Origin of the sequence: Collinsella sp. OM06-18AC, from assembly GCF_003438785.1 — a bacterium.
Classification (GTDB): domain Bacteria; phylum Actinomycetota; class Coriobacteriia; order Coriobacteriales; family Coriobacteriaceae; genus Collinsella.
Genome location: NZ_QSTX01000009.1, coordinates 71,180 through 83,099, shown reverse-complemented (window position 1 = coordinate 83,099; position 11,920 = coordinate 71,180). Strand labels below are relative to the sequence as shown.

At 60.0% G+C, this 11,920-nt stretch carries 8 protein-coding genes, 1 tRNA gene and 1 other RNA gene; 7 read left to right on the top strand and 3 right to left on the bottom strand.

Going from position 1 to position 11,920, the window contains the following annotated elements:
- The first annotated feature begins 193 nt into the window (after positions 1-193).
- Both DXB86_RS07000 and DXB86_RS06995 read left to right on the top strand, forming a co-directional pair.
- Positions 194-841, top strand: a complete 648-nt coding sequence (locus tag DXB86_RS07000) for a DedA family protein (protein ID WP_117736633.1) — start codon at positions 194-196, stop codon at positions 839-841.
- A gap of 289 nt (positions 842-1,130) precedes the next feature.
- Entirely contained in the window at positions 1,131-2,183 is a 1,053-nt protein-coding gene (locus DXB86_RS06995) for a branched-chain amino acid aminotransferase (protein WP_117564331.1), read from the top strand.
- A 561-nt stretch (positions 2,184-2,744) separates the two neighbouring features.
- On the opposite strand, the gene DXB86_RS06990 is transcribed toward DXB86_RS06995, so the two are convergent.
- The gene (locus DXB86_RS06990) at positions 2,745-3,296 is read right to left on the bottom strand and encodes a LemA family protein (RefSeq protein WP_082421874.1); all 552 of its coding nucleotides are present in this window, start codon (positions 3,294-3,296) and stop codon (positions 2,745-2,747) included.
- Positions 3,297-3,507: 211 nt separating this feature from the next.
- Between DXB86_RS06990 and DXB86_RS06985 the strand changes: the two genes are divergently transcribed.
- Positions 3,508-4,092 (top strand): TetR/AcrR family transcriptional regulator, encoded by a 585-nt coding sequence (locus DXB86_RS06985; protein ID WP_158551589.1) that lies wholly within the window; start codon positions 3,508-3,510, stop codon positions 4,090-4,092.
- A gap of 3 nt (positions 4,093-4,095) precedes the next feature.
- On the opposite strand, the gene DXB86_RS06980 is transcribed toward DXB86_RS06985, so the two are convergent.
- Positions 4,096-4,185 (bottom strand) — tRNA-Ser (locus DXB86_RS06980).
- A 51-nt stretch (positions 4,186-4,236) separates the two neighbouring features.
- On the opposite strand from DXB86_RS06980, the gene tadA reads away from it, so the two are divergent.
- A complete protein-coding gene (gene tadA / locus DXB86_RS06975; RefSeq protein WP_117736632.1) occupies positions 4,237-6,018 on the top strand; it encodes a tRNA adenosine(34) deaminase TadA in 1,782 nt (593 codons plus the stop codon).
- A gap of 449 nt (positions 6,019-6,467) precedes the next feature.
- An RNA gene (gene ffs / locus DXB86_RS06970) (signal recognition particle sRNA small type) lies at positions 6,468-6,563 on the top strand.
- Between the two features lie 353 nt (positions 6,564-6,916).
- On the opposite strand, the gene DXB86_RS06965 is transcribed toward ffs, so the two are convergent.
- Complete coding sequence (locus DXB86_RS06965; RefSeq protein ID WP_117736631.1) at positions 6,917-7,885, bottom strand: LPXTG cell wall anchor domain-containing protein; 969 nt, start codon at positions 7,883-7,885, stop codon at positions 6,917-6,919.
- Positions 7,886-8,146: 261 nt separating this feature from the next.
- On the opposite strand from DXB86_RS06965, the gene DXB86_RS06960 reads away from it, so the two are divergent.
- Positions 8,147-9,991: an ABC transporter ATP-binding protein gene (locus tag DXB86_RS06960; RefSeq protein ID WP_117736630.1), complete on the top strand. Its 1,845-nt coding sequence runs from the start codon at positions 8,147-8,149 to the stop codon at positions 9,989-9,991.
- Positions 9,992-11,851, top strand: a complete 1,860-nt coding sequence (locus DXB86_RS06955; RefSeq protein ID WP_117736629.1) for an ABC transporter ATP-binding protein — start codon at positions 9,992-9,994, stop codon at positions 11,849-11,851.
- Positions 11,852-11,920: the final 69 nt, after the last annotated feature.

The following is an 11,920-nucleotide window of genomic DNA, read 5'->3' as shown; positions in this document are numbered from 1 at the left end:
CGATTCAATAAAGTATAGCGATTCGCTAGGGATTAGGAAGGACAATCTTGGCGGCATTGCGCAACAGGTGTCAGTTATGCAAACTTGCTGGTAATGGGGTCATGCTTTTGTGGGGTTGCGCACGAGGGGGCGCCGCAACCGTATACTGGTCAACTTGGACGTATCCGCGCCCACAACTGAGAGGTTTTACTTCATGGGTTTCATCAATTTTATCGCCGAGCTGCTCAAAGACCCGCGCACCGCGATTGCCAGCTGGATCGCCGCCGGCCCGCTTATGGCCTACGGCTGCGTGTTCCTGATCATCTTTATCGAGACAGGCGTGGTGTTCTTCCCGTTCCTTCCTGGCGATTCGCTGCTGTTTGCTTCGGGTTTCTTTGCCCACAACGGTGGCTTTAACATCGTGGCGCTTCTGGCCGTCGCATGGGCGGCTGCCATTTTGGGTGATCAGTGCAACTTTATGATCGGTCATTTCTTTGGCAAAAAGATCATTGCTTCGGGCAAGGTGAAGGCCATGACGCCCGAGCGCATCAAAAAGTCCGAGGATTTCTTGGACAAGTGGGGTCACCTAGCCATCTTCCTGGGCCGCTTCTTCCCGTTTATCCGCACCTTTGTGCCCTTTATCGCCGGCATGGGCGGCATGCACTGGCGCAACTTTGTCATCTTTAACGTGCTGGGCGGCATTACCTGGTCGACGGTCTTTACGCTGCTGGGCTACTTCTTTGGCGGCATTCCCTTTGTGCAGGAGCACTTTGAGCTGCTGATTATCGGCATCGTCGCCGTGTCGATCATCCCGACTGTGGTCGGTCTGGTTAAGGCTAAGCTGGGCAAAAAGAACGCGTAGCTCGAGCCAGCGCGCAAACCGTGCCGTTGAGGCCTGTCACCGCTTACGGTGGCGGGCCTCTTTAGTTTCGGTCAAATGAAAATACTTTACTTAGTTAAAGAAAAGCGTTTTATCAGACGCGTACGGGGAGTACAATCTCGTGCATGCGAATCGACGTGCCATCGGCTTTGATGCTGTTCGCGTGTCCCGTCCGGCTCTACGCTCCGGGCGTGCGACGTTGCGACGCGGTCGGCCTCGGTCCTTGCGTGCGAGTTCGCGAGTATGCAACTTTGTATGTAAGGAGCGACATATGACTGTCGAGAAGAAGGATATCGATTGGGGTAGCCTCGGCTTTGGCTACATGAAGACCGATTACAGCTACGAGGCTCATTGGAAGGATGGCGAGTGGGACGAGGGCGGTCTGACTACCGACCACACCCTGCATGTCTCCGAGTGCGGTGGCATCTTCCATTACTGCCAGGAGGTCTTTGAGGGCCTGAAGGCTTACACCGCCGAGGACGGCAGCATCGTCTGCTTCCGTCCCGATATGAACGCCGAGCGCATGTATAACTCTGCCCAGCGCCTCGAGATGCCCCCGTTCCCCAAGGACAAGTTCGTTGAGGCCGTCAAGCAGGTCGTTTCTGCCAACGCCGCCTGGGTTCCGCCCTTCGGCTCCGGTGCAACCCTGTACGTGCGTCCGTTTATGATCGGCTCCGGTGACGTGATCGGCGTGGCTCCCGCTCCTGAGTACACGTTCCGCATTCTCGTGACCCCGGTCGGTCCGTACTTTAAGGGTGGCCTCAAGCCCGTCAAGCTGCGCGTTTCCGAGTACGACCGCGCCGCACCGCACGGCACCGGCAACATCAAGGCTGGCCTGAACTACGCCATGTCCCTCAAGCCCACGATGGAGGCCCATCGCGAGGGTTATGCCGAGAACCTGTATCTCGACTCTGAGTCCCGCACCTATGTCGAGGAGACCGGCGGCGCGAACGTTCTGTTCGTGAAGGAGGACGGCACGCTCGTCGTTCCGCAGTCGCACACCGACTCCATCTTGCCCTCCATCACCCGTCGTTCGCTTGTTCAGGTTGCCGAGGACCTGGGCATGACCGTTGACCAGCGTCCCGTCGAGTGGGCTGAGGTCAAGTCCGGCACCTTTGTTGAGTGCGGCCTGTGCGGCACCGCTGCCGTCATTTCCCCGGTGGGCGAGATCGACAACAAGGTCTATGGTGCCGATGAGACCGTGACCTTCCCGGCTGGCTACACCGAGATTGGCCCCGTGATGAAGAAGCTCCGCGAGACCCTGACCGGCATCCAATCTGGTGCTGTCGAGGATAAGCACGACTGGGTTTACACCGTCGCGTAAGCTGCCATAGCTGTTCGGCCCGAGGGCAACCTTCCTTTCCGGCGCGTCCTCGGATATGCAAGAACCTCCGCAGCGCACTTCGTGCGGCGGAGGTTCTTTCGTCCTGCGGAGTGCGCCGGAAAGGAAGGTTGCCCTCGGGCCTGCGTTACCTCGGCGCTGCCGTTACGGGCAATATAGATCTGAATGAAAGATGGCGCGCGGCCTTTTAGGCCGCGCTTTTGTTTTGGTTCGCGCCATGTGGGGGTGATGGCGACGTGCATTTTTGCGAGTATTCTGCAATCGAAGGCCCCTGCATACCGACCTCGGGCAAAAAATCGGGATTTCTCGATGTTTTCTACGAATGATGGGCGGGGTTATGGGCTGACAGCGTTTGATTTGCAGGGTTATTCGCGGTCTTTGGCATTTATCGTAGCGCCCGAAGCTCTTGGTTATGTTGAATACTCCTGAAAATGCACGGCGCTTAGAGGGGGACCTTCGCGAAAAAGGAAACCGCCCCGTCGAAGTATGCATTCGACGGGGCGGTTTATGCATTTGGCCGATTAAGGATGCGCTGCCAAACTACTAGAACTTGACGGTCGGGGCCTGGCGGGCTGCTTCGGCGGCCTCGAAGCCCTGGCGCTCCTTAAACTGGAAGATGCCGGCAAAGATGACAGCCGGGAACGTCTGAATGGCGTTATTGTAGCTGAGCACGCAATCGTTGTAGCTCTGGCGTGCATAGCTAATCTTGTTCTCAGTATCCTCGAGCGATGCCTGCAGCTGCGTAAAGTTGGTGTTCGCCTTAAGGTCGGGGTAGGCCTCGGCTACGGCGAAGAGCTGGCGCAGCGCACCGGTCAGCACGTTGTCGGCTTCCATCTTGGCCTCGGGCGTGGTGGCCTTGACGGCGGTGTTGCGCGCGCTGATCACGGCGGAGAGCGTCTCCTGCTCGTGCTTGGCGTAGCCCTTGACGGTCTCGACAAGGTTGGGGATCAGGTCGTTGCGGCGCTGCAGCTGCGTATCGATGTTCTGCCAGGCGTTATCGATGCGATTACGCTTGGTGACCATGTTGTTGTAGATGCCGGCGATGGCGCAGACAATCACAATGACAACAACGATGCCGATGATGACGGTAATCATGATGTCTCCGTTTCGAATGGCCGCGGCGGCATGCGCCAGCTGCCGTTGGTATAACGCTACTAGTATACCCGCAACGTTTTGTCGTGCCGAACTTTCCGGTAAGCGTTATGTTTTCGGCGGGGTTGGCACCGGGGCAAAGCGCGCGAGGTACAGGTGTAAGATATGCGACAGATTGACGAACGTTGTCTTTGCCCTGAGGATGGCGATACCAGTGGACCTTCGCATTAAGAAAACCTACCGCGCCCTGTTCGATGCCTTCACCGAGCTTCTCGAGGAGCATCGTTTTGAGGACCTGACGGTTGCCATGCTGTGCGACCGTGCCATGATTCGCCGCACGACGTTCTACAAGCACTTTCGCGATAAGAACGATTACTTTGCCTTTTATATCGATGAGCTCATGTCGGGCTTGCCGCAAAAACAGCCCGATGAGGCCGGCGCAGTGTCTGCCGAGGACGTGCGCGCGCTTCGGCACGCGATTTTGGACGATGCCATGGATTTGATTCTGGCGCACGAGCAGCTCATGGATAACATTTTGGCAAGCAGCATGTCGGGCATGCTGACAAACGTTATTTGCGACCGCATTGCCCGCTCCATCCGCGAGCGTGTGATGAACGTGCTTGCCGAGGATGCCCTGGCCCCCGTGTCACTCGAGACGACGTCTGAGTTTGTCGCCGGCGGTATTATTCGACTTTTCACGATATGGTGGGAATCGGGCCACGATCTTGAGCGTCGACCTGAGATGGCCGACGTGGTCGATGCGCTGTTTGAGCGGACCATGACACCGGTGCATCATTAAAAGTGGCGGAGAGAGGGGGATTCGAACCCCCGGAACGCTCTCGCGCTCAACGGTTTTCAAGACCGCCGCATTCAACCGCTCTGCCATCTCTCCGTGAGTCGTAATGATAGCATCGTTTTGAATTTGCAACAGGGAAGGCGAACGATGACGAGCACCGAAATCGACGAGAAGTTCATGCGCGAGGCGTTGGCGGAGGCGCGCGCCGCCGCGGCGGTGGGCGAGGTGCCCATTGGCGCTGTGGTGGTGCGCGCGGGTGAGATTGTCGCGCGGGCGCATAATCGTCGTGAGCTCGATCAGGACCCTTCGGCGCATGCAGAGTTCGCGGCCCTGTGCGCTGCCGCTCGGTCGCTCGGTCGCTGGCGCCTTTCCGACTGTACGGTCTACGTGACGCTCGAGCCCTGCTGCATGTGTGCGGGGCTTATGGTTAACGCGCGCGTAGGACGCTGCGTGTATGGCGCGGCTGATGCCAAGGCGGGCGCTCTGGGTTCGCTGTATGACCTGAATGCCGATTCGCGCCTGAATCATCGGTTTAACGTGACCGCCGGCGTGCTGGCAGACGAGTGTCGTGAGGTGTTGAGCAGCTATTTTAGTAGGCTGCGTGGCACCGATGGTGCTGGCTGCGGTTGTGGGGCCGATCTTGAAGCACACGCCGCTCACGCCGCAGCACTTGCAGGTGTCGGTGAGGATACTGACACGGCGGTTGACTTTGGTCCTGCGTGCCGCCGACCCCGCCGTGTGCTGTTGGCGATCGACTCCTTTAAGGGCAGCGTTTCGAGCGCGCAGGCGGAGGCGGCGGTTGCCGAAGGCGTGTGCCGCGTTTGGCCCGATGCCGAGCTGAACGCTTTGCCGCTGGCAGATGGTGGCGAGGGAACGCTCGATGCCGTTGCCGCGTGCGGCGGTGAGATTGTGACCTGCGAGGTGGCAGGTCCCCTGGGCAAGCGCACGTCTGCCCGGATGCTGGTTGATGTCGAGCGCGAGTCCGCGGTCATCGAGATGGCCGAGGCGGCCGGCATTGGGTATTCGCCTTGCACGGAGTCGTCGGCGCTGGTTGCTACAACCTATGGCGTGGGCGAGCTCATGCTTCGCGCAGTCCGTGCTGGGGCAAAGACTATCTATATTGGTCTGGGCGGCAGTGCCACCAACGACGGTGGCGCCGGCATGCTGCAGGCGCTGGGCGCGCACCTTGTCGATGAATGTGGTCGCAATATCTCCCCCAGCCTTGCGGGCCTTGAACACGTGGCGAGTATCGATTTGGCACCAGCGCTTCGAGCGCTGCATGGCGCGCGCATCGTCGTGCTTTCCGATGTCGAGAATCCGCTCGTGGGGCGTCGCGGCGCCTTGGCGGTGTTCGGCGGGCAGAAGGGTTTGCCGACGGGTGATGCCGAGGTGCTTCGCAGGTACGACGGCTGGATGGTCAGCTATGGCCGCCTGCTCGATGCGGCGATTGCCAAGGCGCGAGCCCAGGATCTGCTGCGTGCGCCTGAAGGCGCGCGGGCATTTGGCTCGGTGCTCGGTGTGCCCGGTGCCGGTGCTGCCGGTGGCCTGGGTGCTGCGCTGCTGGCACTGGGTGCGGAGTTGCGCTCGGGCGTGGAGACGGTGCTCGGTCTGGTTGGGTTTGACGAGCGCGTGCGCGATGTCGACCTGGTCATAACGGGCGAGGGTAACATGGACGAGCAGTCCGCTGCCGGCAAGGCGCCGGTGGGCGTGGCCCGTCGTGCGAAGCGCTATGGCAAGCCGGTGGTGGCCGTCGTAGGCGGTCGTGCCGACAGTCTGGATGCGGTGTATGGGCAAGGCATCGACTTGGTCCTGCCGGTCTGCCGCAAGCCCATGTCCCTTGAGGCGGCGCTCGATCCGCACGAGGCCAAGACGAACCTCATCTGCGCCGGCGAGTCTGTCGCGCGAGCCTACGACCTCGGCCGCATCTAAGCCTCTCCGGGCAGGCCTCAATAAGTTGCGGTGAAATAGTTCCCGTTTGGCGGCTCAGATAGCAAATACAGGAACCATTCCATCGCAACTTCGAGATTGGCTATCCGAGGCTGAGCGCCTTGGGCCTTGAGTTGGACCGTCCGCCACAAAACGCGGGCATCTACTACGTTTAACCGACCACCCTCGACCACCCCGGTTTTTGCGAAATTAAAACAGCAGGTAGACGGCTTGCCGATTTTCGAAAAAGCCGGCCATGGTCGACCCCTGCGGCTTAAACGTAGTAGATGGGCCCCTTCCGTGCCACAGCGTCAGGCTAGTCTTTTTGGGACGGGGCTTTTTTGACTACTTGTCGATCTGATTGCCCAAGTAGTCAAAAAAGCCCCGTCCCAAATTAGCTACCTTGCCGTGGAGGACGGGAGCAGGTAAGATATACCGAGCGCCTAGCGCGTTCGATGGGTTCGGATGACGACATGTTCCGAATCTGGTCAGGTCCGGAAGGAAGCAGCCATAAGGAGCCTCTGTCGGGCATCCGGATCCATCGAGCGCACGGGCGCTTTTTGGTGCCGCGGCATGGCCCGGCCGGCGACGAGGTATTTGGTGTCTCGCTGGTCCTCGGCTGCGCCTGCGGGATCGCTCGACTACCAAATGCCTCGTCGCCGGCCGGGCCCCGTCGTCCAAAAATCACCCGTAAAGGCGCGTTAGTCTAATTAAATCTATCCCTTAAGGAATGCGGCTTGCTAGTGTTGTCTGGGCATTGATGGCTACGTGGTTCAAGAGACGGCGGCGTTGGCATCTGTTTTAACAAGTAAAGAGGCCCGCTTCCTTCGTTTGAGTTGGGGAAGCGGGGCCTCTTTTGGTTTTGAGCTTGTAGATTGGCAAAGGCGGCGTTTGCTGGCAGCTACCTTGAGTTCTTGAGGCGGCGTGTGGCTGTGGCGGTTATTCCGAGTCCTGCGGCGGCGATTCCTGCGAGTGCGATTGCGCTCGGTGTTGTGTCGCCCGTATTTGCAAGCTTGCCGCCTGCATTTGCTTGTTTGGTGGAGCTCGGTCGAGCGTCTTTGCCTGATGTGGGCGAATTGGCGGGCAGCGTTGTTCCGGACGGCTGCGCTGAGCCGGCGGGCGGTGTCGTCTCTGCCGGTTTCGCTATCTCGGGCGAGGTGGCCTTGTCTGCCGCGGCCTTTGCCTCTTCGTATGCTTTGCGGGCGTCGTCATAGGCCGCTTGCGCCTTTTCCAAATCGCCGAGGAGCGCATTTCGCTTGGTTATGTCCTCGTCGATGTGGGCTTTGGCTTCCTCTGCCTCACTTTCGAAATACTGAACCTGTCTTTCCTGGCTTTCGAGCCGGCGTTGGCAGTGGTGAAGATCATCTTCACAAGATTTTTCTCGCCTTTCTGCCGACATGATCTCACTTCGCAACTGCTTAATAGTTTCGTTAGAAGCTCCGTCGTCGATTGCCTTATTTAATTCTGCCTGAAGGCCGCTTGTCCGGTTGTGGGCCTCATTGTATTTGGCTTGGGCTGCATCGACGTTCGCTTGCATGGCGGGAAGGGGTTCCCTCCGTTTGGCGGCTTCCGTCACCACCATGTCGTAGATCTCTTGAAAAGCGGCAATGTCATCATCGATTTTCGCAAGTTTCTCGGGGCTTGCGGCGTCTTTTGCGGCCTCGAGGGTTTTGAGCGCTTCCTGCATGGCTGCATACGCTTTTTCTTTAGCGGCGGTCGCATCTTCCGTCTGCAAGGCAACTGCACCGGTGGGGGAACTGGTTTCTGCCGCGATCGCCGTTACGGGGGGGGCGATTCCCGCGACAAGTGCCGCGGAAAGGGCGATGCCCACAGTTGCTCGTCTTGCTCTTCTTGCGAGAATGTCGTTCATCTCGGCACCTCATTTCAAGGGTCGGCGACTAACTTGGTAGCACTACTGTAAGTATACCAAGCGATTGGTCCGCCGGTGGCCGGGTATGCGCATACACCTCTCTGCTTCTCTGTAACCTTGATTGGCAACTTCATCCGAACACTTCCCACTTCTCTGTAAACCGAATTCCACTAGAAATGACGAGCGGCTTACTCATCAGTTGGGGCGACAGTACTATCATGGTTCGAATTGAGTGTGAATGATGATAGGGAGCGCCTTTTTATGATTGAGCTGCTCAGGCGTTTTGGTGGTAAGTTTCGCCGGTATATGGTGATTGGCCCAGCGTGCAAGCTGATCGAAGTGATCTTTGACCTGCTTACGCCGCTGGTGATTGCCCAGATGATCGATAAGGGCATCGGCGCACACGATGTCAACGCCGTCGTCCACTACGGCATGGTGCTCGCCGCCATGGCTGTGATCGGCATCTCGTTTACGCTCGTCTGCCAAAAGATGGCGGCGCTCACCTCGCAGGGCATGGGTACTGACATTCGCGGCGCACTCTACAAGCACATCAACAAGCTGAGCTATGCTGAGCTCGATCGCTTTGGCACGCCGTCGCTCATCACGCGCATTACCAACGACGTTAACCAGGTGCAGCTTGCTGTGGCGCTGGGCGTGCGCATGCTCATCCGCTGGCCCTTCCTAGCGGTGGGCTCCATGTGCGCAGCCCTTGCCATCGACCTTAAGCTCGGTATCATCTTTTTGATCTGCACGCCCGCCATTGGCCTGGTGTTTTGGTTTGTCATGGCGCGCTGTATTCCGTATTACAAGCAGCTGCAGGCAAAGCTCGACCGCATCGCGCTTATCTGCCGCGAAGGCCTTTCGGGCGCTCGCGTGGTCCGTGCGTTTGTGCGTGAAGATCACGAGCGCGAGCGCTTTGCCCAGGCTGCCGATGACCAGGCCAATACTGCCATCGCGGTGGGCAAGCTCTCGTCGATTCTCAACCCCGTCACGTTTTTGGTGATGAACCTGGGCGTGTGCGCCATCCTGTGGGTGGGCGGCATCCAGGTCAACGTGGGCGAGCTCACGCAGGGTCAGGTCATGGCGTTTGTGAACTACATGACGCAGACCCTGACCTCCATCGTGTACGTTGCCAACCTGGTCGTGGTCTTTACCAAGGCGAGCGCCAGCGCGTCGCGTATCAACGAGGTGCTCAATTGCGTGCCGAGCATCACCGACGAGGACAACGAGCCGGTCACACTGCCCAAGCCGGGCAATGTCGCTCCAGTTCCCGCGCTGAGCTTGAGCCATGCGAGCTTCTCCTTTGGCGCCGGCGCTGCCAACGCCGTCAACGATGTGACGCTGGAGCTGCCGCTGGGCAAGACGCTCGGTATCATCGGCGGCACGGGCAGCGGCAAGTCCACGCTCGTCTCGCTTATCCCGCGCCTGTACGATGCGGGCACCGGCAGCGTGAGCGTGATGGGCGCCGACGTGCGCACCTGGCCGCTCGACCAGCTGCGCCATGTGGTCGCGACCGTTCCGCAGCGCGCGTCGCTCGTGAGCGGCACCATCCGCAGTAACCTGACCTGGCGCGACGAGGCAGCGACCGACGATGAGCTCTGGGCGGCGCTCGATATGGCGCAGGCCAGCGAGTTTGTGCGCAACAAGCCCCAAGGCCTGGATGCCCCGGTCGAGGCGGGCGGCAAGAACTTTAGCGGTGGTCAGCGCCAGCGCCTGACCATCGCGCGTGCCCTGGTGGGCTCGCCCCAGATTCTGATCATGGACGACTCCGCCTCGGCGCTCGACTTTAAGACCGACGCGGCGCTTCGCCATGCCATCCGCGAGCGCAGCGTGCGCGGTGCCGCCGAGGGCGGGCTGCCGCTGACCACGGTGATTGTGAGCCAGCGCGTCTCGACCGTGCGCGACGCCGACATGATCTGCGTGCTCGATCACGGCTCGGTCGCGGGCCTGGGCACGCACGATGAGCTGTATACGACCTGCCAACTATACCGCGAGATTTGCCAGTCGCAGCTTCGCCGCGAAGAGCTCGAGGGCCAGCAGGGGAGCGCGTCGCCCGCGTCCGCCCCGGTTGCCCCGGCATCCACTTGCGCAAAGGAGGGCTGCTAAATGAATCCGTATACTTCTTCCGGTTCGGTCGCCACGATGACGGCCAACGTGTCCGGCAACGATAACCTCAACGACTTGGGTGACGGCCCGCGTCAGCCCGGCGACCCCGAGCGCTACCCCGTGGGCGCGGTAACTCGCCGCCTGCTGGGCTACGTCCGTCCGCATCGCATTTCGTTTACGGCGTCGTTTGTGAGCGCTGCCATCTCGGTGATCTTACAACTCTATACGCCCATCCTCATCGGCGAGGGCATCGACCTCATCGTTGCCGCCGGGCAGGTGGACTTTGACGCGCTGCTGCCGCTCGTTACCAAGCTTGCGATTGTCGTGGTGGGCGCGGCGGCCTTCCAGTGGCTGCAGGGCTACTGCGTCAACCGCCTGTCCTACGAAACGGTGCGCGACATGCGCGTGGAGGCGAGCGACAAGCTCAGCCGCATGCCGCTCAGCTTTGTCGACAGCCATGCCCACGGCGACCTTATGAGCCGCGTGGTCAACGACGTCGACCAGGTCGGCGACGGTCTGCTGCAGGGCTTTACCCAGCTCTTTACCGGCGTCATCACCATCGTGGGCACGCTTGCGTTTATGCTCTCCATTAACCTGACCATGACGCTTGTGGTGGTACTCGTCACGCCGCTTTCCATTTTTGCAGCCGGCGCCATCGCCAAGCTTTCCAACAAAAGCTTTACGGCACAGCAGCGTATTCAAGGGCAACTCGGCGGTCATATCGAGGAGTATGTGGGTGAGCAAAAGCTGGTGGACGCCTTCGCCTACGGCCCGCACGCTCGGCAGCGCTTCGATGCCCTTAACGCCGAGCTCTATACAGCAGGTGAACGCGCGCAGTTTATGGGCTCGCTCTCCAACCCCGGCACGCGCTTTATCAATAACATCATCTATGCCGTGGTCGCTGTGATCGGCTGCGTGGGCGTGGTCACGGGCGTGCCTGCGGCGCTCACGGTGGGCGGCGTGCAGATTTTCCTGTCCTACGCCAACCAGTACACCAAGCCGTTCAACGAGGTCACCAACGTCATTACGCAGATCCAGACCGCGTACGCCTCGGCGCGCCGCATGTTTGCGCTGCTCGATGCGCGCGAGCAGGAGCCTGATGCGGCGGATGCCGTTGAACTTGCCGCCCCGCAGGGTGAGGTGACCTTTGAGCACGTGGACTTTAGCTATGTGCCCGATCGCAAGCTGCTGCAGGATATCTGCATCGAGGCCAAGCCCGGCATGCGCTTTGCCCTCGTTGGCCCCACGGGCTGCGGCAAGACTACGCTCATCAACTTGCTGCTGCGTTTTTACGATATCGATGCCGGACGCATTGCGGTGGATGGCCGTTCCTCGCGTGACTACACGCGCGCAAGTCTGCGCCGTGCCTTTGGCATGGTGCTGCAAGATACTTGGCTGTTCGAGGGCACGGTGGCGGAAAACATCGCTTACGGTTGTCCCGATGCCACACGCGAACAGGTTATCGAGGCGGCCAAGCGCGCGCATGCGCACAAGTTTATCGTGCAGCTGCCGAAAGGCTACGACACGGTGATCGGCGAGGACGGCGGCACGTTTAGCCAGGGTCAAAAACAGCTGCTGTGCATCGCGCGCGTCATGCTCACCGACCCGGCGATTTTGCTGCTGGACGAGGCGACCTCGAGCATCGATACCCGCACCGAGCTGCAGGTGCAGGCGGCATTCGACGAGCTCATGGCTGGCCGCACAAGTTTTGTGGTGGCGCATCGCCTGTCGACGATCCGCAATGCCGACTGCATTCTGGTGATGCGCGACGGACGGATTATCGAGCGCGGCACGCACGACGAGCTGCTAGCGGCAGACGGCTTCTACGCCGATCTTTACCGCAGCCAGTTTGCCCAGTGAGCAAGCCCGTGGGGCAAATTAATCAATCGACAGACGGTGGTTTACATCTGTCACGTTAGTACTAAGATA

What these genes read in the sequence shown, in the direction of transcription:
- DXB86_RS06990 (WP_082421874.1), bottom strand. Translation starts at nt 3,296, where the DNA reads ATGATTACCGTCATCATCGGCATCGTTGTTGTCATTGTGATTGTCTGC.
- DXB86_RS06960 (WP_117736630.1), top strand. Translation starts at nt 8,147, where the DNA reads ATGATTGAGCTGCTCAGGCGTTTTGGTGGTAAGTTTCGCCGGTATATG.
- tadA (WP_117736632.1), top strand. Translation starts at nt 4,237, where the DNA reads ATGACGAGCACCGAAATCGACGAGAAGTTCATGCGCGAGGCGTTGGCG.
- DXB86_RS06995 (WP_117564331.1), top strand. Translation starts at nt 1,131, where the DNA reads ATGACTGTCGAGAAGAAGGATATCGATTGGGGTAGCCTCGGCTTTGGC.
- DXB86_RS06965 (WP_117736631.1), bottom strand. Translation starts at nt 7,885, where the DNA reads ATGAACGACATTCTCGCAAGAAGAGCAAGACGAGCAACTGTGGGCATC.
- DXB86_RS06955 (WP_117736629.1), top strand. Translation starts at nt 9,992, where the DNA reads ATGAATCCGTATACTTCTTCCGGTTCGGTCGCCACGATGACGGCCAAC.
- DXB86_RS07000 (WP_117736633.1), top strand. Translation starts at nt 194, where the DNA reads ATGGGTTTCATCAATTTTATCGCCGAGCTGCTCAAAGACCCGCGCACC.